Origin of the sequence: Collinsella sp. CLA-ER-H11 (assembly GCF_040092445.1) — a bacterium.
Lineage (GTDB): Bacteria > Actinomycetota > Coriobacteriia > Coriobacteriales > Coriobacteriaceae > Collinsella.
Genome location: NZ_JBBNLN010000005.1, coordinates 55,840 through 80,941 on the forward strand (window position 1 = coordinate 55,840; position 25,102 = coordinate 80,941).

Below are 25,102 nucleotides of genomic sequence, written 5' to 3' on the forward strand. Positions count from 1 at the left end.
TTCAGAGTGAATGCATACCTTGGTAAGGAGTTTGCCGATGGCGATTCGGACGATAGGGCCGAGCGGACAATACGAGACTGGATTGGATGCTGCCGGTGCGGCGCTGCCCGAGCTGCTGGCGCCGGCGGGCGGGCTCGACCAGATGCTTGCGGCCATCGCCGCGGGTGCCGATGCCATCTATGCGGGGTTGGGCGGCTTTAACGCCCGCGTGAGCGCCCATGGCTTTACGGATGACGAGTTTGCGCGCGGTTGTGCCGTGGCGCATGCCCATGGCGTGCGTGTGTACGTGACGCTCAACGTGTTCGTGTTTGACGATGAGCTGTCCGATGCGGTGGCGCTGGGAGCTCATGCACTGGAGCTGGGCGCCGATGCTCTGATTGTGGCCGATGCCGGGTTGGCCTGCGCGCTGAGCGCGGCGATTCCCGGGGTCGAGATTCACCTGTCTACGCAGGCGGGCGTTCATAGCGAAGGCGCCGTGCGGCTTGCCGCCGATGAGCTGGGGGTCGAGCGCGTGACGACGGCGCGCGAGCTGACGGTCGACGAGATTGCGGCGCTATGTGCCACGGGCGTACCCATCGAGGTATTCTGCCACGGTGCGATTTGCATCGGTTATTCGGGGGCGTGCGAGTTCTCGGCCCTGCGGCGTGGACGCTCGGCGATGCGCGGCGACTGCACGCAGCCGTGCCGTCTGGCGTACGACCTGGTGGACGAGGCGGGGCAGAGCGTTGTCGCCGTCGAGGGAGATCGCCTGCTGTGCCCGCGTGACTATCTGGGTATTGCGCATCTGCCCGAGCTTGTAGATGCCGGCGTGGCGTCGCTCAAGATCGAGGGGCGCATGAAGAACCCCGATTACGTATTCAATGTGGTGCGGGTGTGGCGCCGGGCGCTCGATATGCTGCGCGACGACGCGTGGGACCCCGGTGCCGTGGAAGAGCTTGAACGCGAGCTGGGAAGGTCGTTTAACCGTGGGTTTACCGATGCGTACCTGCGAGGGCGTTCGGGTGCCGAGTTGATGAGCTTTGAGCGCGCAATTAACCAGGGCGTGCGCGTGGGACGCTTGGTCGCTGTGGGCCACGAAGAGGTGACCGTTGAGCTCGACGCCGCCGTGGCGGCGGGTGACACGCTCGAGATTCGGTTCTATCCGGGTGTCGACGCGCGTCCCGATGTGCCCAAGCGCTGGCCGCAGGTGCCCTGCCCGGTGGATGCCGCAGCGGGGAAGCGCGTCGTCGTGCATTGCAAGCGTAAGGTGGACGCGGGCTGCGAGGTGTACCTGATTCGCAGCGCCGGCGTGTTGGATCAGACGGCGGCGGTGTTGGAGCGCATGCGGGCCGAGGCAGATGCGATTGCGCCCGTTGCGCGTGCCGTTGAGGTGCTGCCCTTTGAGGACGTTGCGGTGGATGGCGGTGCGTCGACGGAGTTGGTGGAGTGCGCGGTTCCCACTCGCATGGTTTTTGCTTGGCAGCTGATGGATGCTGACCCGCGCGGAGAACTCGATTTGTCCGACGCCGTTGTGGTGCTTGACGAGGTGTGCCGCGCGAGTGACGCTGACCGGACCCGCTCACTGATGCAGCGTGCCGGGCGCGTCGTCTGCCGCAACCTGGGACAGGTGGTGATCGCTCGCGAGCTGGGCGTGACGTTTGACGTGGCGGCGCCGGTGTTCTGCGCGAATTGGGCCACGCTTACCTGGCTGCGCGGACTCGGTGCGGGGCGGGTGTACTTGCCGGCCGAGTTGCTCGGCAATGATGCGGAGCGTATTGCCGAACTGGCTGCTGAACCCGGCGTCTTGGGTCCGGTCGACGCCGACCGTCCCGAGCTTATGGTGTGCGAGCACTGCCTGCTGACCGCCGAGGGCGTCTGCGCCACCGATGCGACGGGACAGGTCCGTTGCCGCGACTGCTTGCGTCGTCGGCAGGCACGCTATCTGGTCGAGCGTGACGGTACACGTCTGCCAGTTGCCATTGACGCATGCGGCAGGACGAGGATTTTCCTGTCGTAGGTGCCGCGTCGCGTCAGTTTGTTATCATAAGAGAGTTTATGGACTTCCAGCACCGCCGTTTTCGGCGAGGGTGCTATAGCAAAAGGAGGATACCCAATGCTGTCTGTTGACGAGCAAATGCGTATCATCACCTCGGGCGCCGCGCAGATCGTTCCCGAGGCCGACCTTCGCAAGAAGCTTGAGAAGGGCGAGCCCCTCAACATCAAGCTCGGCGTCGACCCCACCAGCCCCGACCTGCACCTGGGCCACGCCGTGCCGCTGCGCAAGATGCGTCAGTTCCAGGACCTGGGCCACAACGTCACCCTCATCATCGGCAACGGTACCGCGTTGATTGGCGACCCTTCGGGCAAGAATTCCACCCGTCCGCAGCTTTCGCAGGAGCAGATCGAGGCCAACGCCGAGACCTACGTGAGCCAGGCCATGAAGATCCTGGATCCCGAGAAGACCACCATTGTGCACAACGGTGACTGGATCCTTTCGATGGACCTGGCCGGTCTGCTGCAGGTGTGCTCCAAGTTCACCGTCGCCCGCATTCTTGAGCGCGATGACTTTACCAAGCGCTACCAGTCTCAGACGCCGATCGCCCTGCACGAGTTCCTGTATCCCGTGATGCAGGCTTTCGACTCCGTGCAGATCAAGGCCGACGTGGAGATGGGCGGCACCGACCAGCTCTTCAACCTGCTCGCCGGCCGTGAGCTCATGGAGAAGATGGGCATGGAGCCGCAGATCGCGCTCACCATGCCGCTGCTCGAGGGCACTGACGGCGTGCGCAAGATGTCCAAGTCATACGGCAACTACATCGGCCTGACCGACGCTCCCAAGGACATGTTCGGCAAGACCATGTCCATCCCCGACGAGATGATCGGCAAGTACTATCGCCTGGCGAGCTCGCTCACCCCGGCCGAGGTCGACAAGATCGACGCCGCCCTGGCCGACGGCTCTGCCGATCCCTATGAGCTCAAGCGCGCTCTGGGCCGCGACCTGTGCGACACCTACCACGGCGCCGGCGCCGGCGACGAGGCTCAGGCCGAGTTCGACCGCGTATTCAAGGAGGGCCAGCTCGCCGACTTCCCCGAGAAGCACGTTGAGCTGACCGTCAACGACGAGGGCCAGATCTACCTCGCCGGCCTGCTCAAGGACCTGGGCCTTTCGGCGAGCGCCGGCCAGGCTCGTCGCGATATCGACGGCGGTGGCGTCAAGATCAACGGCAAGGCCGTGGCTCCCAAGAGCTATAACATCGATCCCAGCGCCCTCAAGCTGGGCGACACCCTCTCCGTAGGCAAGCGCAAGGGCTTTAAGTTGGTTTAGTTACGCGGTTTTACCAAACCGCGTAACCGGTCGACGCTGCGCGGGCTCCAGAGCGACAACTTGCCATTCAAAGAGGGCGGCATGACCAGAAGGTCTATGCCGCCCTCTTTTCATGTCAATTTGTTCGCTCTGGAGCCCGCTCGCTGTCCGCCCTCTACCCGCGGCATTGTCTTGCTCCGGATGCGGCAGTTAGGGACGTTCCTTTTGTGCCGGCACTTTGGGACACTCCTTGTCATTGGCGAAAAGTAGTCTGTCACCATTGCACCAAGTGGCGGATGCCGTTAAGCGGAGGGCCGTATTGCTGACCCATCGTTTGGGCATACAATTGCTATTGGCTTGCTGCGGTGAAGGCCTGTCCGCTCCGCAGCTTTTTTCTACGGTTAAAGGAGTATGTATGTCCGTTGAGGTCATGAGATCTGTGATCGAGGCCGCCGAGGGTCGTGTACCCGTTGACACGCTGTTTGCCAACGCACAGATTGTCGATGTGTACGGCCAGCGCGTGGCGCCCGGTAGCGTTGCCGTCAAGGATGGCGTGATCGTCGGTGTGCTCTACGATGGTCGCGACGATGCCGCCGGCACCTACGAGGCGACCGAGGTTATTGACTGCCAGGGCCGCTATCTCGCCCCCGGCTTTATCGACGGACATCTGCACATTGAGTCCTCGAACATCCGCCCTGCCGAGTATGCGCGCATGGCGGCGACGCGCGGTACCACCACCGCTATTGCCGACAGCCACGAGATCGCTAATGTTTCTGGCTTGGACGGCCTGCGCTTTATGATCGAGGACGGTCGTCGCGCTCCTATTTCCATCAAGTACATGATGCCTTCGTGCGTGCCCGCGCTGCCCGACGAGCAGTCCGGTGCCGTCATCACCGCTGCTGATATGCAGGCGTTTTTTGCCGAGCATCCGGGCGATGTCTTTGGTCTGGGCGAAATGATGAACCTGCCGGGCGTCTTTATGGCCGATCCCGAGACCTGTGCTCGCATCGACGCTGCCAACCAGACGCCGTCCAAGCAGGTCGACGGTCACGCCCCGCTCGTTGCCGGCAAGGACCTCAACGCCTATGCCGCAGCAGGTATTATCGCTGACCATGAGTCGACGATTCCCGAGGAGGCACTCGACAAGCTGTCCCGCGGCATGTACGTGATGCTGCGCGAAGGTACGTGCAGCCATGACCTGGCCAACCTGTCTCCGATGTTGCTGGAAAACCCCGCCCGTGCCCGCCGCTGCTGCTTTGCGACCGACGACCGCGCTCCCTCCGATGCGCTTTCGACCGGTATGATCGACAACGCCTGCCGCGTGGCGATTGAGGCCGGTATCGACCCCGTGGTTGCCATCTCTATGGCGTCCCTCTCCACGGCCGAGGCGTTTGGCCTGGATCACGGCTGCCGCGACCCGCATGAGCTCCGTGGCGCGATCGCCCCGGGCAAACGCGCCGACCTGCTGGTACTCAACGACCTGACGTTTGCTACGGCTCCGCATCGCGTATATGCCGCCGGTGCTCTGGTGGCGCAGGATGGCACCTTTGTGGGCGAGATTGCACCCGAGATGGCCGAGGTTGCGGCCCTTGCCGATGAGCTGCGCGCGTCCGTTAAGCTGCCGAAGCTTTCGCTCGACGTGTTCGACTATGCCTTTAAGCCGGGCGAGGCCGTGATCGACGTGGTGCCGGGTAAGGCCATCACGGGTATGGTTCGCCCCGAGAGTGCCGAGGGCCTGCGCCGCATTATGCTGATCGAGCGCCATGGGCGCGGCGTGTCGCTGCAGGCCGAGGGCGCCGACGGTGATGGTCCTGCGGGCCTGGGTCTTGTCGGCAAGCACATCGGTCGCGGCTGGGTGCGCGGCTTCACCATCACCGGTGGTGCCATTGCCTCCACGATCGGCCACGACTCGCACAACGTATGCGTTGTGGGTGATAACGCTGCCGATATGATGGCTGCTGTTGAGGCTGTGGGCCAGGGCGGCCACGTGCTGGTTCGCAACGGAGAGGTCGTGGCGCGCATTCCGCTGGCGCTCGGCGGCCTGATGAGCGAAGGCACGGCCGAGGACGTTGCCGCGCAGCACGACGACTTTATGGTCAAGGCGCGCGCCATGGGTATTGAGCCGCCGCTCGACCCCATCATGGGCATCATCTTCCTGCCCCTGCCGGTCATCCCGACGCTCCGCATTCGCCCCGAGGGCATGTTCGACGTCACGACCTTCACCTACGCCGACTAGTCATCGGGGACGTTCTTAAACGACTAGTCGTCGGGGACACTCTTTGGCGTGTCGCCTGACGCCGCGACCGTAGGACCTCTGGCATGTGTGAGCTATTTGCCAGGTCCTTGTAACGTTTGCGCCTGCGGAGTCTTACCTGAGCTCCCTTTGGGTACGTTGGAATCGGATACACGTTCGATTCCAACAAGCCCGAAGGGAGCTTTTCCATGTTTAAACTGATTGCATCCGATATGGACGGCACACTGCTTGACGAAAACGGCCAGGTGCCTCCCGAGACCTACGAACTGATTCTGGCGCTACACGAGCATGGTGTGCATTTTGCCGCATCGTCAGGTCGTCGCTACGATCGCCTGTGCGAGTTCTTTGCGCCCGTTCGCGACAAGATGGACTTTGTCGCCGCTAACGGTGCCCAGGTCTACGCCGACGGCAAAATGGTAGACCGTGAGGTGTATTCGCACCTGGCGATTCGAAGGCTCGCCCAGGCTGTCGCGACGTTTCCCAATCTGCATCTTGCGCTTTTTGACCGAACCAAGTCCTTCCTGCTCGATGACGAGTGCAAGTTCGTGCGTGAGGTCGATAAGGACCTTCCCAATGCCGAGCGCATTTGGGAGCTGCCCGATCCCAGCGTAAATATCATCAAGGCGAGTATCTTTTGCGATGACGGTGCCGTTATGGACAGCGCCTACGTGCTACAGCGTGAACTTGGCCAGCTCTTTACTTTTGCACCTTCGGGTAATGCGTGGATCGATGCCATGCAGCCCGGTGTGTCGAAGGCCTCGGGCATCGCACAGCTCGCGGAGCATTACGGCATTGGACCCGACGAGATCATGGCGTTTGGCGACTCGATGAACGACTACGAGATCATTCGCTTTGTCGGCACGGGCTGCGCGATGGAAAACGCGCGCCCCGCGCTCAAGGCGGTTGCCGATCGCGTCGTAGGCTGCAACCGCGACCACGCCGTCCAGCAGGAGCTCCGTCGCGTGCTGGAGAGTCTCGCTTAATCCGGCAGATGGGGACGTTCCTTTTCTGCCGGCAACGGGGGACAGTCCTTGCGGTTTTCCGGGGGTAGCTAATTTGGGACGGGGCTATTTTAGCTACCCGCTTGTTAGGTAGCTAAAATAGCCCGTCCCAAATTAGCTACCCTGCCGGGTTGATGCTGCTAGGCGAGGGCGGCCATGATGGTGCGGGCGACGCCGTCGTGGTCGTTGTCGTATTCGGTGATGGCGTCGGCGGCCTCGCGGTCTTCGGGTTCGCCGTTGATCATGGCCATGCCGTGGCCCGCTGCCTGCAGCATGGGGATGTCGTTGATGTTGTCGCCGAACGCCCAGGCGTCGGCGAGAGACTCGCCCAGGTGCTCGCATAGCCACGTGAGGGCTGTTCCCTTGGTGGCGCCCTCGCCCATGACCTCGATATTCATGGCGTACGAACGCGTGACCTCAATGCCTCCGAGCGTGTCGAGCTCCGCCGCGATGGCGTCGCGATCTGCCGGATCGTGCCAGTACATGGCGATGCGTTCGAGTGTCTCGACCTCGTCGATCTTGCTGTCGATATCCATGTCGATCGGTGTTCGTGTGCGCTTGAGCGAAGCCGCGATGTGGGGGTCGCCGCCGCAGAATTCGTCCAGGCGCGTGTAGAGCGAGCGGGGGAGGAAGCACTGCCCATCCGCGAAGATATCGAAGGTCACATCGTGGCCGGCGGCGATGCTATGGACGCGGTGGGCGATGGCGCGGTCGAGCGGTCGGCTCAAAATGCGCGTAGCACGTGAAGTATCGGTGGGCGTACCGTCGTCGAGCTGCCAGACGCTGGCGCCATTGGCGCAGACGGCATAGTGCACGGCGGGATGGGCGAGGATGGGCTCAAAGATGCCCGACAGCGGGCGCCCCGTGCAGGGCACAAACTCAACACCGCGTCGCGCAAGCTCGTCGAGCATCGCCCAGGTGGCATCGCTCATCTGCTTATCGCTCGTCAACAGCGTTCCATCCATATCGGAAAAAACAATCATATGATGCAGCCCTTTCTGCTGGCATAAAAAGCGTGGCCGAGGGCGGCGATGCCCTGGCCACGCTCGAGTTCTATAACGGTCCGCGTCCTAGCGGTCAGCGAGCGGCTTGTACTCCAGCGGCTCGATCACCGGACGATAGGCCGGGCGAATAATACGGTGCGCGCAGAAGAGCTCTTCCATGCGGTGCGCAGACCAGCCGGCCATGCGGGCGACGGCGAACAGCGGCGTAAAGAGCGTCTCGGGCACGCCGAGCATCTTGTAGATAAAGCCCGTGTACAGGTCGATGTTGGCACAGATGGGCTTGGTCATGCCGTGATCGCGCATCACTTGCGGGGCCAGGCGCTCGATGCGCTCGATGAGCGCGAACTCCTCGCCCAGGTCCTTCTTGGCGGCAAGCGTGCGCGCGTAACGACGGCACACCTCGGCACGCGGGTCGCTCAGCGTGTAGACGGCGTGGCCCATACCGTAGATGAGACCCGTGCCGTCGAAGGCCTGCTTGTCGAGGATCTTGCCCAGGTAGGCTGCGACCTCGTCCTCGTCCTCCCAATTGGAGACATGCGCGCGGATGTCCTCGTGCATGGAGACAACCTTGGCGTTGGCGCCACCGTGGCGCGGGCCCTTGAGTGAGCCGATAGCCGCGGCGTAGGCGGAATACGGGTCGGTGGCCGAGGAGGACAGCACGCGGCAGGCAAACGTGGAGTTGTTGCCGCCTCCGTGTTCGGCATGCAGCATGAGCATCACGTCGAGCAGCATGGCTTCGTCGCGGGTGAATGCCATGCCGCCGCGCAACACCTGCAGGATGGTCTCGGCGGTGGAGAGACCGGGTGTGGGGTGCGGTACATGAACCTCGGAGCCGCGGCGCTTGGCGACCGAGGCCATATGCGCGAAGGCGGCGATGCGGGGGAGACGGGCGAGCATGGAGATGGCGACGTCGATTTCGTGCTCGGGCGTAATGGCGTCGGGCTCGGCGTCGAAGGCGTAGAGCAGCAGCACGGCGCGCTGAAGCACATTCATGATGCTCGACGACACCGTGGTCATGGGGAACTCTTTGACGTACTCATCGCTCAAGTGCCTAAAAGCGCCCAGACGTCCGCAAAAACCGTCGAGCTCCTCTTTGTTGGGCAGCGAGCCCGTGATGAGCAGGTAGGCGACCTCTTCGTAGCCATAGCGATTCTCGGCCTGGGCGTTGTTGACCAGGTCCTCGATGCTGTAGCCGCGCAGCGTAAGCTTGCCCTGGTCGGGCACGACTTTGCCGTCGACCTTGTTGTAGCCGTGCACGTCCGAGATGCGGGTAAGGCCCGCGACCACGCCCGAGCCATCGGCATTGCGCAGGCCGCGCTTGACGTTATGCTCTACGAACAGACCCTCGTCGTACGGGGCGGTCGGCAGGCCGTGGTAGAGGTTTTCGCTTTCGGGCGAAATCTGACGGCTCGCCTCGTAATCCAGAACCAGGCGGCTCAGGTGATCGTCGAAGCGGTAGTAGATTTTCTTGGCGTCGTAGGCCATGCGCGCTCCTCTCCGGTCCGCTTTGGGGCCGCGCGCTTGGACGATATGACGTCAAGCTGCCCCGAGCGGCTTGTTCGCTACAGGCGGTACATAAAGTTAAAGACGTCCTCGCGCTGGATGGACACGTTGACGCCCGAAAGCTCGCCGGCCTCGGCCAGGGCCTTCTGCAGCTCGGCGAAGTCGAGCTTGGACTCGGCGGTGTCGGCCAGCATGGTCATGGTGAAGATGTCCTCGATAATGGACTGCGTGATGTCGCGGATGTCGACGTTGGCCTCGCCCAGAACGCGGGTGACGCCGGCGACGATGCCGGGGCGGTTCTTGCCAAGGACGGTGATGACGATACGGGAGGACGAGATCTCGGCCATGGGAAACCCTTTCGCGTGGTTGCGGCGCGCGCGGGGCGCTCCGCTACGGTACAGTGTTCATCATTGTACCTGTCTGGCGCAAAAAAGGCGCGCTCGCTGCGGCGTTACATGCCTGCAACATGAGCGTAAGGGGGAAGGCCGTACGGGGAAGAGCCGTCTGGCGCGTGTCCGGCTCGTGTTGGGTTGATTTCCGATCTCAGCCGAACACATTGAGCGGACAGGCCGTTCCCGCAGTCAGCCGAACGCCTCCGACGGCTGATTCCGAACTGGAAGCGGAGGGCATCCCCGCCCTTCGGTAGGGGATACCGCTCCGCGGCGCATGCCGCGGGCGGCGCCCCTATCGGACCACCGTGACCTCAGTTGGGATGGGCCCAGCACTGCCGCGTACTCGGTGAGCTAGAGCCAACTGTTCATCTTCACGTCGCGTATGGCGATATTTCGGTCGTCCGGCTCGGTGATGCCGTAGCCGAACGCCTGGAGCGTCTCGATGGACTCCTGGATCCTCTGTTGGAACATGGGACCCGGATCGACCCTCGGCCCGAGGTGCCCGCGCCAAAGGCACGGCGTGGCGCGCAGCATGTTATGGATTTTGGAGATGGGCTCGATGTCGGCGTAGACGTTGAGCGTCGCCATGGCGTCCTTGTGGCCGAGGATCGATTGGAGCGCCTTGATATCGCCGCCTTGGCGGATCCACTGCGTTGCGAACGTGTGGCGAAGGCCGTGGAACGTGATCAGCTCGTCGTTGGTGCCCATGAGGCCGTTGGTCTCCGAGAACGTCTTGAACGCCCTGCGGATATAGCTTGTCGTCGCGAAGGTCGCGCCCGGCTCCGACAGGATGTAGCAGTCCCCGATCTCGACCGCCCCGGTAAGGCCGCGCAAGCGCAGCTTTCCGCAGTCGATCTCGTGGGTCTCCTTCAGGAAGGGGAGTAGGCCGACCGGGTCGATGGGGATACCCCTGGCGTCATGGGTCTTGGTGTCCTTGATGAACGAACCCATTCCCTTCGCGTACGCCACCGAGTGTCTGATCGAGATCAGGCCCGTCTCGAAATCCACATCGCACCACCGAAGGCCGCAGACCTCGCCGATTCGCATCCCCGTGTGCAGGGCGAGTACGACCGCCCTCTAATCCTCGGCGGACCAATCGAGTCCGAACTCCTTTCGGGCATCCTCTTCGCTCATGACTTCGAGAAGGTCTCCGGGTTGGCAACGAAGGGCGAGGCATAGCTGCTCGAGCGTGTTGAAGCGAATGCCGCGAATATGCCCTTTTTTAATACGGGACAGGTTCACGGGCGTGGTTCCAATCCTTTCGGCAAGTTCGTTCGAGGAAATCTTTCGCTCGGCCATGATCTTGTCGAGGCGAACAATTACGGGCATGGCGTTTCCTTACGCAATCTCGTCGGAGTCGAGGTACAGCTCTCGGGCGTACAAGAAGAGCTGGGAAAGCATGAACAGGACGATGCCGAGAACCAGAGAGGTCCAATCGAATGATGAAGCGATCTCTTGGGCGCCGACGGCCCCCTCGCCGCCAAACATCGAAACGGAGGTTTTGAGTGAGCCGGCGTAGAGGCTGGTGGCAGCTTGAACAACGAAGAGAATGCCGAGCACCTTCAAGCATGTCGCAGACCCTTTCTTGAAGGGGTCTGCGCTCTTGATCGTCCACACGAGAACGGCGCTGAGGATGGTCGTAGCGATACCGATGACGGCAGGGACCAATGTCGAGATCGCAAGGGCTGGATACGCGGGGGAGTCTGCAATTACAGGGTTGTCGAGCACTTCGATTGCTGGCTTTAAGGAGAACGCCACTTGTGCGATGGCGGTGGCGCAAAGGGTCGCAGAGGCTATCGCACATGCGATGCGGAAGGAATGAAGCCGGGGAGTGCGATTGTCGGAACTCATAATAACCTCCGAAGAATTTAAAAAACTCAGGTTACTTTTTAACAGTTTATGTTAAATTGACTTTGCCGACAAGTAATAAGGGCCGAGCATTTTGTTCGGCCCCTCTGTTCCGACTGGATGAGGTTAAGGTTGGCGATGAATATGCTCAAAATCTCGAAGGCGATCTTTAGGTCGCTTCTCTCCTCCAGGTCGCTCTGTGTTGTCGTTGTTGCGTTGATGGTTCTTTGTGCTCTGCCCGTCTTCAGGAGCGCGGCTGGCATCGACGGACGGGTCGAATACCTCGAGTCGGGAATAACCCGTGTTGAGCAGGAATTGTCAGCATCCTATGCGGATGCGCTTGTGAATGCGGGGGAGGACGGTGTCTATACCTCTTCATCAAGCATGCCCGCGCTTCTGTACCCTCTTGCCGCGGGACGTCTTATCTTGGCACCGCTCTCTCCCCTACTTCCGTTTCTGCAGATATCGGATGGAGAGTACACCTATTATGACGGATCGAAGGAGTACTTGCTATGGGTCGCAACGGCCGTTGCCGTCTCGTTCCTTGCCGCGCGTCTTAACAAACGTGAAAAGCTCATCATCCAGGCACCGATGGGCGAGCTGGGTAGACTTGTTGCATCGAGCGTATGGGCGAGTGTTTTTGCAATGCTTGCCGTCTTCGCCGTCAATCTTCCAGGGATAATCGCCGCGCTTGTGAAGAATGGCTCGGGCTCGCCGTTCTATCCGATAGGCTACATTCAATATGCGACTCCGGTTATCAAACCGGCTTGGCTGGTGTTCGCGCAGACGGCCATCTTGCAATTCTTGGTGGCAGCGTTCATCTCGCTTGTCGTTCACCTTGCCGTGAAGATTGCCAATAACCCTACGCTTGGAATCGTGTTCGTATGTGCCCTGATGGGGGTGACGATGGTTCCCGGGTATTACGGAAGATCCATCGCTTTACGTGAGTTCGCCCTGTTGAATCCCCTTACGTATGCGAACACTGAGTTGACCGTCGGCGCCTATAGCCCGTACCCGACAACGCAGATAGTGAATCTGCCTGGACTTTGCTTCGAGCGTGGCGCGATTGCCCTCGTATGCGCAATCGGGATCGAGGTGCTGGCAATTAGCCTGCTTTGCGTTGCTGGAAAGAGCGGCTGCGCGTGCCCGATATCCCCGATTTGTCTTGAGAGAGGTTCCTTCACTGCATCGAGAACGGCAACTCGTTCGAGCGCTTGTGCCTCCGCCGTTGCATACGTAAGAACGATGGGGAAACTGCTCCTGCGTTCTCCTACCCTCGCCGTATGCGCGATTGCAATGTCGACGACGATGCTGGCCCCGGCTCTGGTCGAGATGTTTCCTGACGCTGATAACGTTTCCGCTGTTCGGTATAGGGATGGGGAGCTCCGTTCAATAGATCGGTATCTAGAGCAGAACGCTGCGAATATCGACGTCGAGGGCAAAGCGGCCCTGGAAGACATGCGGGATGCTCTTTCGGGTTTCGTGTACGCGCCTATGCCTGCGGAGGGGTTTCGAAGCCTTGCGACGTACGAGCGCGCTCGAGGTGAGCTGGGCGCGGCAGATGCGACTCTCCTGCAATCGATCGGAATCGAGCCGGAGACTCCTTCTCGTGCGGAGGCGCGCGCCCTTCTGCTTGAGTCGATCGCGAGCTTGCCGGACCCCAAGGTTTACGAGTTAAGTACGAAGATGCCCCCATTAATCCTCCTTTCGTATCTCCAGGCAGCGCTTCCCTCCTTATTTTTGCTGTTGCCCGTGGTTGTCACATCGCTCGCGTGCACCCACCTGCAGTGTCGTTCCCTTCTGGTTCTCCAGATCCCCGCAACAGCGCATGTGCGTTTTCTGACGGCTGTTGCGCTGGCTCTCCTGCTTGGCTTGGTGCTGCTTTTGGTGTCGATGGTTCCCGCTGTCGTTGTGTCCGTGATTAAGAACGGTGCGGGTGGATCGGAGTATCCCGTCGCTCTCATTCGGGCGGGAGCTTCGACAACGTCCATGGTGGGGGAGGCGGTGTTGTGCAGTATTCCGTTGCTGGTCATGGCATACGGCGTGATTTCCGTCGTCGCTGCGTTGACAGCAGCGATTAGCCGCAACCCCGTTGTCACCGGAATGGTTTGCGCGGTTCTCTTGGCGTTGGGTTCGTTGAGCGCTCATGTTGAAAGCGTGGGCATGGGCGTCGCGCTGCTGGCTCCATTCGCCTCGTTTGATCCCGCTTCCCAGGTGGGGACGATTGGGTTCCTTGGGCGAGGGACGAACGCGATGCCTTTTGGAGAGGTCGTCGGCGCATCGGGCGCTCTGCTGGTGGTCTTGGGCGCCGTATCTCCGTTGATGGTGCGCCTGAGTGTTCCAAAGATCGAAAGGGGATGATCTCGATGATTGACCTTCAAACGCTGACGATCTCTTATGGAAAGAAGGTGCTCGTAGATTCGGTGAACGCTGAGTTTGCCCCGGGTACGGTCTACGGTCTCGTCGCTCCGAACGGGCATGGAAAGACGACGTTGCTGCGTGCGATGGCAGGTTTGCCGGGTCCTCGCGTGGACGGGAGCATCGTTCTGGATGAGGTGCAGGGTACGGGTGCGAGAGAGGTCCGTTCTATGATCTTCTATGCACCTGGTGAGGGGACGCTGCTGTATCCCGGATTGCGTGCGGAAGATCACCTCAAGATGGTTTGCGATATGTGGCCGCATGCTCGCGATATCGAAGAGATAGTGGAACAAACGCAGATAGGCGAGTTCGCGAAGATGAGGATCCGCACTCTGAGCCAGGGCATGAAGCAGCAGCTTACCCTGGCGATTGCGTATGCGACGGGCGCGCGGTACCTTCTATTAGATGAGCCCATGAACGCGCTCGACCCCAGCAGGGTGGACTTGCATTCCGAGATTCTCAGGAAGCTGGCCGATTCTGGTACGTGCATCATCATGTCATCCCACATCTTGGATTCGGTCGATAGGCTGTGCGATGAGATTCTGTTTTTGAAGGATGGGAGGCTCATTAGAAGCATTCCGCAAGATGATGCTGCGCCGAAGTCTCCTGGATCCCATTTCGCAAAGCCTGCCGGACGCGCCGAGGGTGCGCTAAGCACGTATCGGCGACTCTACGAAAAGGGCGGGTAGAAATGCAAGTTAAAAATCTATGTGGCCAATGTGATACCGTTGAACCCGCATATCGATACCGCCCAGCCATTCGCCTCGCCCCCGTCGCACGTATCTTCATCCGGTCTGTTACTTTTAATCTAACAATTCTTTGAGGAACGTAGGTGCTTCTAAATGTACTGTCGACTTCTTCTCAAACTAATCCTAAGAGACAAGGCCGTATGGATTTGTACGCTCGTTCTCGCTGCAGCCTTTTCCGTCCCCATTGCGTTCAATTCACCCATCTACGGGCCCTTCTTTATGAAACAGGGCATGCAGAGCTTTGTCGACGCATTCAATACGCGCGCGCCCCAGGCCAGCGGCACAGACCTATCTCCAGAGCAGCAAAATGACGCGGAGCTTGCAAGATACGCGAACGCCGCCCTTGCCGCTCAAACCGACGCCGCCTTTCTCGATTCTGCCGAGAGCTACTACGCGCTCATGGGCGAAGGCTTCCAATCCGGGTCCATCGTGGGGGACCAGGAGACCAATGACGCAGCGCTCGCATATTGCCGTGCCCTGAGCAGCTCCGGCATCACGGATATCCCGGCCTCCGCAAACGACCTGCCATTCCTTTCCTTCCTGCCTTACGCCATTGCCACGGCGCCGTCTTTCCTTCCCTTCATCCCCTTCCTTCTCTCGTCGATACTCGTGCTCGGCGCCACAAGGCCCGGGACCCTGGCGGCAAAGGCGCCCGTGCCCAAATTCCGGCGCCTTATTCAGATCGTGTTTTCGATAATCGTCGCGGGGACCGCGATGCTCCTCGCCGGCCTCGCACCCGGGGGCATTTACGCCTTGGTCCTAAACGGCTTCGGGCAAATTGGGTACCCGATCGCCTTCTTCCATGACGGCGCGCTTACCACCACGACCGCGGGAAACGTCTTCACAGCCCTGCTTATCGCGCTTCTTGCGGGCGGAACCTTGATATCCGTTTGCTCCGCCGTCCTATCGACCGCAACGAGGCGCGTCCTCGCGGGCCCCCTTACCTCCGCGCTGCTTGTCGCGGCCCCGGCATTCCCGTTACTGTCCGATTCGGCACTGGAGCATAACGCCGCGCTCAATCTCCTGCCGCTGGCCGTATTCTCGCCTATCGAGGCAACGGGTTACGTAGGATGCTTCCCGACAGAATTCATTGGCTCCGGTTCGGGCAGCGCATCGATGCTTGCCGTGGCCCTGGCATACGTCGCGGTCTTTTTTGCGGTCGGCGCCGTTGCGACACGTTCGCCCAAACAGCCTGGACCCGCGAAAAAGCACCATGGGCTCGAGCTTCTGGACGCGAGCGTGGGATACGGAAGCACGACGATACTTTCAATCGGGTCGCTTTTCCTGAGCCCGGGAACGGCGGCGGGCCTCGTTGCTCCCAACGGCTCGGGGAAAACCACCCTTCTTGAAGCGCTGTCGGGCCAATTTCCCACCCGCATCCGCTCGGGAAGCCTGGCGGCAGACGGAATCTGCCAACGTCGATCAGCCGAATTTGCAGAACTCGTCTACCTGAGCTCTTCGGGCAGCGCGGATCTCTATCCCACGCTATCGGCCATCGAGCACCTTGCTTTCGTTAGGGAGGCGTGGAAATCGGCCGCCGACATCGACTCGCTCTGCGACTCCCTCGGAATCTCCCCATATCTCGACAAGCCGACCCGTAAACTCTCGACAGGAATGAAGCAGCAGGTAAAGCTTGCCATGGCGATAGCGACCGATTGCCCGTACCTCATCCTCGATGAACCGCTGAACGGCCTCGATCCGGGAAAGCGGAAAACCTCCTGCGACGCGATGCGCAGCGAGGTGGCGCGGGGACGCAGCGTGCTCATTTCAAGCCATCTGCTCGACGACCTGGCAGACCTTACCAACTCGTTCTACTTCATCGAGGCCGGCACGCTCGTGGAAAAGATCAAGTCGTCCTCGCAGACGCTCAAGCAGGAATACCTCGATACATACGAAGGAGGTGAATGACATGAAACTATTTGAACAGCTGAAGTCCAATGCGTCGCGCATGGCTGTCTACGCCATCCTCGTGGCAACGGCTTTATGCGGAATCGCGGCACCCGTCTATGCGCTCAACGGGGAGAAAGGCGATGTCGAACCCGCGTACATGGCTTCGACGGTTAAGGACCGGTACAAAGCCTTCTCTGGAGACGCGTTTTACGTAGCAGAGTACGACACGACCTACCGTCAGCTTCGCTACAACAAGGGCTACGACTATCTAGGCGCAGAGGCAATCAGCTATACGTCGGGTTGGTACCGCTCCAACTATGGACATATAACCCAGTTCAAGTGTAACTACCGTGTGTACAACTAAAGCAACCGGCCGGGACGAGGGGTGACGCAAAAGCGTCGCCCCTCGTTTTTAACCATGTCAACTGAACCTAGTTCAGTTTGGTTGATTTCCGATCTCAGCCGAACACATTGAGCGGAAAGGCCGTTCCCGCAGTCAGTCGAACGTCCCCGGGGTCCTTCTCAGGCCCCGGGGACGGCATTTTCCCAGTTGAAGGAACGGTGGAGATGTGTTTCGATGGGTCAGATTCGTGTCGTTCCGAAAAGACCGTGAACCTTTTGTGGGACGCGCGGCGCCGTGGTACCATAGCCGAGTTTGTTGTCTTGGTCGGAAACCAAGACGCCTTATGCGCTGATCGGTAACCAGCGCCTGACCAATAAGGAGTCCTACCATGAAGCAGGGTATCCATCCCCAGTATGTCGAGTGCACGGTGACGTGCTCCTGCGGCAACACCTTCAAGACGCACGCTACCGTGTCCGAGATGAAGGTCGAGCTTTGCAACGAGTGCCACCCGTTCTACACCGGCCAGCAGAAGTTCGTCGACACCGGTGGACGCGTCCAGCGCTTCGCCGACAAGTTCGGTGGCGCCGCTGCCGCCCAGCTCAAGAAGGCTGAGGAGGCCAAGGCTGCCAAGGCCGCCAAGGCTGCTGAGGCCGAGGCTGCTCGCAAGGCCGCCGCTGAGGCTAAGGCTGCCGAGAAGGCTAAGCGTGCCGCTAAGTTCGCCGAGGAGGCTGCCAAGCAGGCCGCCGAGGCTCCCGCAGAGGCTCCCGTCGAGGAGGCCGCTGCCGAGGCCGAGACCACCGAGGCCGCTGAGTAAATAGCTCGCCGCGGAATCGCTCGCATTCATGGCATAAGGGCCGTGCATCCGTTTGGGTGCGCGGCCCTTTTCTTTTTATTGGTGCAGGCTAACCCGTTCCCATTGCACCAGATTGGTGCGAAGGGGACGGGTTGGTTTGCACCAAATGGCAGAGTGACGGCGTTTTCCCAGATAAAACCTGCCAAAATAAACCAGTCCCTTTTTGGCAGGTCGGTCGGGTCGTAGTTATTACGTGGCGGTCGAGCTCGACCGTATAGGCCGCGCCTTGTTTGGCTAAAGTACAATCATCTGTGTTTAACTCGCCCGCAGCTGCACGGCGTGGGCGATGGCCAAAAAGGAAAACCACATGGGATTCATGTCAAAGCTGCTGTCCTTTGGATCCGATAAGGACCTTAAGCGCTACTACAAGATCGTCGACCAGATCAACGGTCTTGAGCCCCAGTTTGAGAAGATGACCGAGGAGGAACTCCGCGCCCAGACCGATAAGTTTCGCGAGCGTTACGCCAACGGCGAGTCGCTCGACGACATGCTTCCCGAGGCCTTTGCCACCGTGCGCGAGGCTTCCAAGCGCATCACGGGCATGCGCCACTTTGACGTACAGCTCATCGGCGCCATGGCGCTTCATGAGGGTCATATTGCCGAGATGAAGACCGGCGAGGGTAAGACGCTCGTCTCCACCTTGTCCGGCTACCTCAACGCTATCGCCGGCAAGGGCGTGCATGTCGTTACCGTCAACGATTACCTGGCAAAGCGCGACTCCGAGTGGATGGGCCGCATCTATAAGTACCTGGGCATGACCGTCGGTCTGCTCCAGAACAACATGCCGCTCGAGCTCAAGCGCCCGGCCTACCAGGCCGACGTCACCTACGGCACCAACTCCGAGTTCGGCTTTGATTACCTGCGCGACAACATGGTTACCCGTCCCGAGCAGCGCGTGCAGCGCGGCCACAACTACGCCATCGTCGACGAGGTCGACTCCATCCTGATCGATGAGGCCAGGACGCCGCTCATTATCTCGGGCGCTGGCACTAAGTCCGCCAGTACCTACAAGGACTTCGCGCGTGCCGTGCGTGGCCTTGAGCGCGGCGAGGACGTGTCGCACGACATGCTCACCGCCACCGAGGATGTTGAACCCACGGGCGACTATGTCATGGACGAGGCCAAGCACACCATTGCCGCCACCGAGCGCGGCCTTAAGAAAATCGAGCGCCGCCTGGGTATCGATGACATCTATGCCGATCTCTCCGGCCAGCTGGTCAACCACCTGCAGCAGGCGCTGAAGGCCCAGTACATGTTCCACCGCGACAAGCAGTACGTGGTCACCAACGGCGAGGTTAAGATCGTCGACGAGTTTACCGGTCGCATCATGGAAGGCCGCCGCTACTCCGAGGGTCTGCACCAGGCCATCGAGGCCAAAGAGGGCGTGCTCGTGCGCGAGGAGAACCAGACCCTTGCCACCATCACCCTGCAGAACTACTTCCGCCTGTATGACAAGCTCTCCGGCATGACCGGTACGGCACTCACCGAGGATGCCGAGTTCCGCGAGATTTACAAGCTGCCCGTCGAGGTCATCCCCTCCAACAAGCCCGTTCAACGTGTTGACCACGAGGACCTGGTGTACCGCACCATCCAGGCCAAGTACAACGCCGTTGCCGACGACGTCGAGCGACGTCACGCCAAGGGCCAGCCGGTCCTGGTGGGCACCGTCTCCATCGAAAGCTCCGAGAAGCTGTCGGCCGCCCTTACCAAGCGCGGCATCGCGCACGAGGTCCTCAACGCCAAGCACCACGAGCGCGAGGCTCATATCGTTGCCCAGGCCGGACGCTACGGCGCCGTGACCATCGCTACTAACATGGCCGGTCGTGGTACCGACATTCTGCTGGGTGGCAACCCCGACGAGCTGGTGCGCGAGCGCCTTGAGTACGAGGGCCTGACCATGGAGGACGTGACGCCCGAGCAACTCGAGCAGTTTAACGCCGAGGCAAAGGAGACCTGCAAGGCCGAGCGCGAGCGCGTGCTTGCCGCCGGCGGCCTGACCGTTATCGGCACCGAGCGCCATGAGTCCCGTCGTATCGACAACCAGCTGCGCGGCCGCTCCGGTCGTCAGGGCGATCCGGGCGAGACCCAGTTCTACCTGTCGCTCGAGGACGACCTCATGCGCCTGTTCGGCGGCGACAAGATGGACCGCGTCTCCAAGATGATGGTCACGGCCGACATGGGCGACGACATGCCCATCCAGCACAAGATCATCTCCAAGGCCGTCGAGAGCGCCCAGCACAAGGTCGAGAGCATCAACTTCTCCATGCGTAAGAGCGTCCTTGAGTACGACGACGTCATGAACAAGCAGCGCCAGGTCATCTACGCCGAGCGCAACAAGATTCTTGACGGCAAGGACCTGACCGACCACATCACCGAGGTCATGCACGATACCGTCTACCGTTGCGTGCAGGAGTTCTGCACCAAGGACAGCCACGATGGTGAGCGCGACCTGGAGGGCCTGCGCAAGTGGGTTGTGGAGCTCACCGGCCACATCGATACGCCGAAGTTCCCCGACGAGGATTATGAGGCCCTGGCTGCCGATGTCCTGGCTTACGTAGAGAAGTGCTACAACATGAAGGCCGAGCGCTTGGGCGAGGACCTGATGCGCGAGCTCAACACCCAGGTCATGCTGCGCGTCATCGATACCCGTTGGATGAACTACCTGCAGGAGATGGACTACCTCAAGACCGGCATCGGCCTGCGCGGCTTTGGCCAGCGCGACCCGCTGGTCGAGTACAAGACCGAGGCCTACGGCGCGTTCCAGATACTCGTCGATACCATGTACGAGGATTATCTGCGTACGGTTCTGCGCATCGAGATCAAGGCTGCCCCGCGTGCCGTGGAGCACAAGGAAGAGCCCGCGCTCGAGGGTGCGCGCTTCTCCGGCCCTGCCGAGGTCGATGGTGACAACGGCGACTCGGTGCTGCGCAAGCAGGCGCAGGTGCAGGCCCGCACGGCTGTCCAGGGTGGTCCGGCTGCCGTCAACAACGGTGGCAAGGTGACCACCTATCGCAAGTCCGAGAGCGACGATCCGTACGTCAACGTGGGCCGCAACGATCCGTGCCCCTGCGGTAGCGGCAAGAAGTTTAAGTACTGCCACGGCAGGAATCGTTAATGGCTGAGGCTTTAGAGGTAACGCCCGCCGAGCTGGACGCGTTTGCGGACCGGCTCGGTGAAGTCGAGTCGTATCTCCACCTGGACGAGAAGCGTACCCGCGTGTCCGAGCTCGAGGCCAAAAGTGTTGCCCCTGGCTTTTGGGATGACGCCGACGCCGCCCGTGCCACCATGGAGGAGATCGCGCGCACCAAGGAAGATATCGCTGCCGTGGACACCGCGCGCGGCGAGCTTTCCGATGCCCGCGCCGCGCTGGAGCTTGCCGAGGAGATGGGGGATGACCCCGACGCCGCCGCCCTTCGCGAGGAGGCCACAGCCACGGCTGAGCGCCTGGCCCGTGCCATCGATGAGCTTGAGCTTTCGAGCTGGTTTACCGGTGAGTTCGATCACGGCGATGCCATTGTGACCATCAAGCCCGGACAGGGTGGTCTGGAGGCCCAGGACTGGACCTTCATGCTCTTCAAGATGTACATGAAGTACTGCCAGCGTCGCGGCTGGAAGGTCACCATCAACGACTGTCCCGCAGCCGAGGTCATCGGCATCGACCGCGCGACCTTTACCGTCGAGGGCAAGGACGCATTTGGCATGCTGCGCGCCGAGGCCGGCGTCCACCGCTTGGTTCGCATTAGCCCCACCGACGACAAGAAGCGCCGCCAGACCACGTTTGCCGGCGTCGAGGTCATCCCCGTGCTACCCGATGATATCGACATCGAGATCAGTCCCGATGACATCCGCGTGGACGTGTACCACGCGAGCGGCCCGGGCGGTCAGGGCGTCAACACCACCGACTCCGCCGTGCGTGTGACGCATTTCCCCAGCGGCATTGTGGTCACCTGCCAAAACGAGCGCAGCCAGATCCAGAACAAGGCCGCGTGCATGCAGATCCTCAAGGCTCGCCTGTACGAGATTGAGCTCGAGAAGCGTGCCGAGGCGCTCGATGAGATTCGCGGACCCAAGACCACGATTGGTTTTGGCAACCAGATCCGCAGCTACGTGCTCTACCCGTACCAGATGGTCAAGGACCTACGCACGGGCGTGGAGACCAGCAATGTCGAGGCCGTTCTTGACGATGGCGACCTGGACCCGTTTGTTATTGGCTACCATCGCTGGGCCACCGGCAACGCCGATGCAGAAGGCTCGGAGGTCTAAAACATCGGGCGGCTTCAAACCGATGCTAAGCCCAACGGTTGGACGGGTTTGTATCCAGAATAAACCCTGCGCAGGGGTGGTTTTTGTCCGGCGAATCGGTAGAATCGAATACAAGAAGAAGTTCAAAGCGCATCCGTTTGGGTGCGCTTTTTTGAGGGAGGCAGCATGGCATATCGTCTGGACATCAAGCGCATTCTTTCGATGAACTTCTTTCACGACCTGCCCCAGATCATGTTGGGGTGTGCCTTGGCCGCCATCGCGACCGATCTGTTTTTGATTCCCAATGGTCTTGCCGCCGGTGGCGTTACGGGCCTTGCCACCATTATCCAGGCGGTCGGCGCGGCGCGAGGCGTGTCGCTTCCCGTCGGTATCCAGACCATCGTGATGAACGCCTTGCTGCTGCTGGTCGTTATGCGCGAGGGCGGCATGTTCTACGTGGTGCAGACCGCGACGGGCTTTGTGCTGCTGGGCTTCTTTACCGATCTGTTCGCCCCGTTTGTAGCACCTCTGGCGGATGCGGACCTGATGCTTCCCGCCATGTGGGGCGGCATTATTACGGGCATCGGTTACGGCATGGTGTTGCGTGCCGGCGCCAACACCGGCGGCTCGGACACGATTGGCCAAATCATTTCGCGTAACACCTCGCTGCCGGTGGGCTCGACCGTCATGGCAATCGACGTTGCCGTGTGTGCGCTGTCGGCTCCGGTCTTTTCAATCGAAAACGCACTATATGCAGGCCTTTCGATGGTCATTAGCGGCTATGTGATCGATGCCGTGGTCGATGGCGGCAACAAACGCCGTATGGTACTCATCATCTCGGATAAGTTCCCTGATATCGCTGCCGATATCATGTATGGCCTGGGTCGTGGTTGTACCAAGTTTAAGGCGACTGGCATGTATTCGGGTGCCGAGAAGCCGGTGATTATGGTCATCGTGAGCCGTCGAGAGCTCAATACCCTCAAGACGATCGTGCGCGAGCGCGATCCTCACGCCATTGTGACGGTCGCTGACGTTACGGAAGCCTTCGGCGAGGGATTCAAGGACATTAGCGCGTAGGGTCGACTGCGTTCCATCCAAAAGACGTTCACATTGATAAACCGTTTCATCAGCGGTTCTGCCTGCTAAATTGTTCAAATAATGATAAAAACTCTGGTAAAGCCATCAGTTTCCAGCATAATGAATGACGTACGTGCATTGCGGCTGTGTTGGGATTACCTTCGGTGCCGTGCGCATTTTGTCTAATGAGGATGAAAGGAAGGCACAATGAGCGACGAAGAGCTCAAAAAGGTTGCCAACGAGGTAAGGAAGGGCATCGTCACCGGCGTGCACGCTGCCAAGTCCGGCCATCCGGGCGGTTCGCTCGGCGCTGCCGACATCATGACCTATCTGTACTTTGAGGAAATGAACGTCGACCCGGCCGATCCCCGCAAGGCCGATCGCGATCGCTTCGTGCTTTCCAAGGGTCACTGCGCGCCTGGTCTGTACGCCGTGCTCGCCGAGCGTGGATTCTTCCCCAAGGAGGATCTCGAGACGCTGCGCCATATCGGCAGCCACCTGCAGGGTCATCCCAACATGAACGACACCCCGGGCGTTGACATGTCTACCGGTTCGCTCGGCCAGGGCATCTCCGCCGCCGTGGGCATGGCGGTTGCCGCCAAGCACTGGGGCGATACTTACCGCACGTACGCCCTGCTGGGCGATGGCGAGAGCGAGGAGGGCCAGGTCTGGGAGGCCGCCATGTTTGCCGGCAACCAGCAGCTCGATAACCTCTGCGTGATCGTCGACCACAACGGCCTGCAGATCGACGGCCCCGTCGAGGAGGTCAACGACCCCATGCCGCTCGCCGACAAGTTCCGCGCGTTCAAGTTCCACGTGGTGGAGCTCGCCGACGGCAACGACTTCGACCAGATCCGCGCCGCCTTTGCCGAGGCTCGCGCCACCAAGGGGCAGCCGACCGCCATTATCGCCGAGACCCTGAAGGGCAAGGGCGTGTCCTTTATGGAGAACCAGGTTGGTTGGCACGGCAAGGCCCCCAACGATGAACAGTTTGAGCAGGCCATGGCAGAGCTCACGGCCGCCGGAGAGGAGCTCTAGGATGGCAGACGTCAAAAAAATCGCCACGCGCGTAAGCTACGGCGAGGCCCTCGTCGAGCTCGCCAACGAGCACGATGACTTTGTGGTCCTCGACGCCGACCTGGCCGCCGCCACGCAGACCGGCAAGTTCAAGGCCGCCTGCCCCGACCGCTTCTTCGACGTGGGTATCGCCGAGAGCAACCTGATGGGCGTCGCCGCCGGTATCGCGACCACCGGCCGCGTTGCCTTCGCGAGCACCTTTGCCATGTTCGCAGCCGGCCGCGCTTTTGAGCAGGTCCGTAACTCCATCGGCTACCCGCACCTCAACGTTAAGATCGGTGCCACGCATGCCGGTATCTCGGTGGGCGAGGATGGCGCCACGCACCAGTGCTGCGAGGATATCGCCCTCATGCGCGTCATCCCCGGCATGACTGTGATCGTTCCTGCCGACGACGTCGAGGCCCGCGCCGTGACGCGCGCCGCCTACGAGTGCGACGGTCCGGTGTACATGCGCTTCGCCCGTTTGGCCTCGCCGGTTATTAACGACCCCGAGACCTACAAGTTCGAGTTGGGTAAGGGTATTGTCATGCGCGAGGGCGCCGATGTGACCATCATCGCCTGCGGCCTGATGGTCGGCGAGGCCCTCGAGGCCGCCGAGCAGCTCGCTGCCGAGGGTATCGACGCCGAGGTCATCAACATGCACACCATTAAGCCCATCGATGCCGACCTGATCGTCAAGAGCGCCACCAAGACCGGCCACGTCGTGACCGTCGAGGAGCACTCTGTGATCGGTGGCCTGGGCAGCGCCGTTGCCGACGTCCTGTGTGAGCAGTGCCCGACGCCGCTCAAGAAGATCGGCGTCAACGACACCTTCGGTGAGTCCGGCCCGGGCGCCGAGCTCCTGCACAAGTACGGCCTGGACGCCGCCAACATCATGGCGACCACCAAGGAGTTCTTGGCCTAGGACAAGACGAGGCAAAGTATCGCTTCAGCAACCGTATGCAATCCATAACAGGGGCGTCCTCAAAGAGGACGCCCCTGTTTTTTGTCGGCAACAAACAAATTAGGCCCGCACCAAGTAAGGGCTTTCTCCGGGAAACGGGCCCAGACCAGCAAAGTGCAATTCAGACCCTCCCAACTTTGTGTGCACGGCATCTCAAGCTGGTGCGTCGGCCCCCTAGTGGCCGCAGGCCGGACACAGGGTTGCTTTCCAAATCTTTCCGCAGGA

20 protein-coding genes are annotated in these 25,102 nt (G+C 60.9%); 14 read left to right on the forward strand and 6 right to left on the reverse strand.

Annotated elements, in window-relative coordinates:
• Positions 1 to 37 precede the first annotated feature (37 nt).
• The 4 genes from AAAX35_RS05150 (at position 38) to AAAX35_RS05165 (ending at position 6,520) form a co-directional block, all read left to right on the forward strand.
• Positions 38 to 1,996 (forward strand): U32 family peptidase, encoded by a 1,959-nt coding sequence (locus AAAX35_RS05150; RefSeq protein WP_349116951.1) that lies wholly within the window; start codon positions 38 to 40, stop codon positions 1,994 to 1,996.
• A gap of 96 nt (positions 1,997 to 2,092) precedes the next feature.
• Entirely contained in the window at positions 2,093 to 3,304 is a 1,212-nt protein-coding gene (gene tyrS / locus AAAX35_RS05155; RefSeq protein ID WP_035137437.1) for a tyrosine--tRNA ligase, read from the forward strand.
• A 394-nt stretch (positions 3,305 to 3,698) separates the two neighbouring features.
• Positions 3,699 to 5,519: an adenine deaminase C-terminal domain-containing protein gene (locus AAAX35_RS05160; protein ID WP_349116952.1), complete on the forward strand. Its 1,821-nt coding sequence runs from the start codon at positions 3,699 to 3,701 to the stop codon at positions 5,517 to 5,519.
• Positions 5,520 to 5,725: 206 nt separating this feature from the next.
• Complete coding sequence (locus AAAX35_RS05165; RefSeq protein WP_349116953.1) at positions 5,726 to 6,520, forward strand: HAD family hydrolase; 795 nt, start codon at positions 5,726 to 5,728, stop codon at positions 6,518 to 6,520.
• A gap of 158 nt (positions 6,521 to 6,678) precedes the next feature.
• On the opposite strand, the gene AAAX35_RS05170 is transcribed toward AAAX35_RS05165, so the two are convergent.
• From AAAX35_RS05170 to AAAX35_RS05195, 6 genes are all read right to left on the reverse strand, one after another.
• Positions 6,679 to 7,521, reverse strand: coding sequence for a Cof-type HAD-IIB family hydrolase (locus AAAX35_RS05170; RefSeq protein WP_349116954.1), 843 nt, complete (start codon positions 7,519 to 7,521; stop codon positions 6,679 to 6,681).
• A gap of 87 nt (positions 7,522 to 7,608) precedes the next feature.
• A complete protein-coding gene (locus AAAX35_RS05175) occupies positions 7,609 to 9,027 on the reverse strand; it encodes a citrate synthase (protein ID WP_148331859.1) in 1,419 nt (472 codons plus the stop codon).
• 77 nt (positions 9,028 to 9,104) lie between these two features.
• Positions 9,105 to 9,392, reverse strand: a complete 288-nt coding sequence (locus AAAX35_RS05180; RefSeq protein WP_006235289.1) for an ACT domain-containing protein — start codon at positions 9,390 to 9,392, stop codon at positions 9,105 to 9,107.
• A gap of 396 nt (positions 9,393 to 9,788) precedes the next feature.
• Positions 9,789 to 10,496 carry a site-specific integrase gene (locus AAAX35_RS05185; protein ID WP_270225426.1) on the reverse strand — a complete coding sequence of 236 codons (708 nt, stop codon included), beginning with the start codon at positions 10,494 to 10,496 and terminating at the stop codon, positions 9,789 to 9,791.
• Positions 10,497 to 10,514: 18 nt separating this feature from the next.
• Positions 10,515 to 10,766, reverse strand: coding sequence for a helix-turn-helix transcriptional regulator (locus AAAX35_RS05190; protein ID WP_006235292.1), 252 nt, complete (start codon positions 10,764 to 10,766; stop codon positions 10,515 to 10,517).
• Between the two features lie 9 nt (positions 10,767 to 10,775).
• Positions 10,776 to 11,288 (reverse strand): hypothetical protein, encoded by a 513-nt coding sequence (locus AAAX35_RS05195; RefSeq protein WP_147336061.1) that lies wholly within the window; start codon positions 11,286 to 11,288, stop codon positions 10,776 to 10,778.
• A 135-nt stretch (positions 11,289 to 11,423) separates the two neighbouring features.
• On the opposite strand from AAAX35_RS05195, the gene AAAX35_RS05200 reads away from it, so the two are divergent.
• The 10 genes from AAAX35_RS05200 to AAAX35_RS05245 all read left to right on the forward strand — a co-directional run bounded on the left by AAAX35_RS05200 (position 11,424) and on the right by AAAX35_RS05245 (position 24,838).
• Positions 11,424 to 13,646, forward strand: coding sequence for a hypothetical protein (locus tag AAAX35_RS05200; protein WP_349116955.1), 2,223 nt, complete (start codon positions 11,424 to 11,426; stop codon positions 13,644 to 13,646).
• A gap of 5 nt (positions 13,647 to 13,651) precedes the next feature.
• The gene (locus tag AAAX35_RS05205; protein WP_117769450.1) at positions 13,652 to 14,392 is read left to right on the forward strand and encodes an ABC transporter ATP-binding protein; all 741 of its coding nucleotides are present in this window, start codon (positions 13,652 to 13,654) and stop codon (positions 14,390 to 14,392) included.
• A 279-nt stretch (positions 14,393 to 14,671) separates the two neighbouring features.
• Complete coding sequence (locus AAAX35_RS05210) at positions 14,672 to 16,360, forward strand: ATP-binding cassette domain-containing protein (protein ID WP_349116956.1); 1,689 nt, start codon at positions 14,672 to 14,674, stop codon at positions 16,358 to 16,360.
• Between the two features lies 1 nt (position 16,361).
• On the forward strand, positions 16,362 to 16,706 hold the full coding sequence (locus AAAX35_RS05215; RefSeq protein WP_152067963.1) for a hypothetical protein: 345 nt from the start codon (positions 16,362 to 16,364) through the stop codon (positions 16,704 to 16,706).
• A gap of 367 nt (positions 16,707 to 17,073) precedes the next feature.
• Complete coding sequence (gene rpmE / locus AAAX35_RS05220) at positions 17,074 to 17,499, forward strand: 50S ribosomal protein L31 (RefSeq protein WP_006235303.1); 426 nt, start codon at positions 17,074 to 17,076, stop codon at positions 17,497 to 17,499.
• A gap of 346 nt (positions 17,500 to 17,845) precedes the next feature.
• The gene (secA, locus tag AAAX35_RS05225) at positions 17,846 to 20,653 is read left to right on the forward strand and encodes a preprotein translocase subunit SecA (RefSeq protein WP_349115397.1); all 2,808 of its coding nucleotides are present in this window, start codon (positions 17,846 to 17,848) and stop codon (positions 20,651 to 20,653) included.
• Positions 20,653 to 21,801 carry a peptide chain release factor 2 gene (gene prfB, locus AAAX35_RS05230; protein WP_349116957.1) on the forward strand — a complete coding sequence of 383 codons (1,149 nt, stop codon included), beginning with the start codon at positions 20,653 to 20,655 and terminating at the stop codon, positions 21,799 to 21,801. Before secA ends, prfB begins: the two co-directional genes overlap by 1 nt.
• A 165-nt stretch (positions 21,802 to 21,966) precedes the next feature.
• Positions 21,967 to 22,857 (forward strand): YitT family protein, encoded by an 891-nt coding sequence (locus tag AAAX35_RS05235; RefSeq protein ID WP_006235307.1) that lies wholly within the window; start codon positions 21,967 to 21,969, stop codon positions 22,855 to 22,857.
• 207 nt (positions 22,858 to 23,064) lie between these two features.
• Positions 23,065 to 23,895, forward strand: coding sequence for a transketolase (locus tag AAAX35_RS05240; RefSeq protein WP_035137416.1), 831 nt, complete (start codon positions 23,065 to 23,067; stop codon positions 23,893 to 23,895).
• Between the two features lies 1 nt (position 23,896).
• The gene (locus AAAX35_RS05245) at positions 23,897 to 24,838 is read left to right on the forward strand and encodes a transketolase family protein (protein WP_349116958.1); all 942 of its coding nucleotides are present in this window, start codon (positions 23,897 to 23,899) and stop codon (positions 24,836 to 24,838) included.
• Positions 24,839 to 25,102 lie beyond the last annotated feature (264 nt).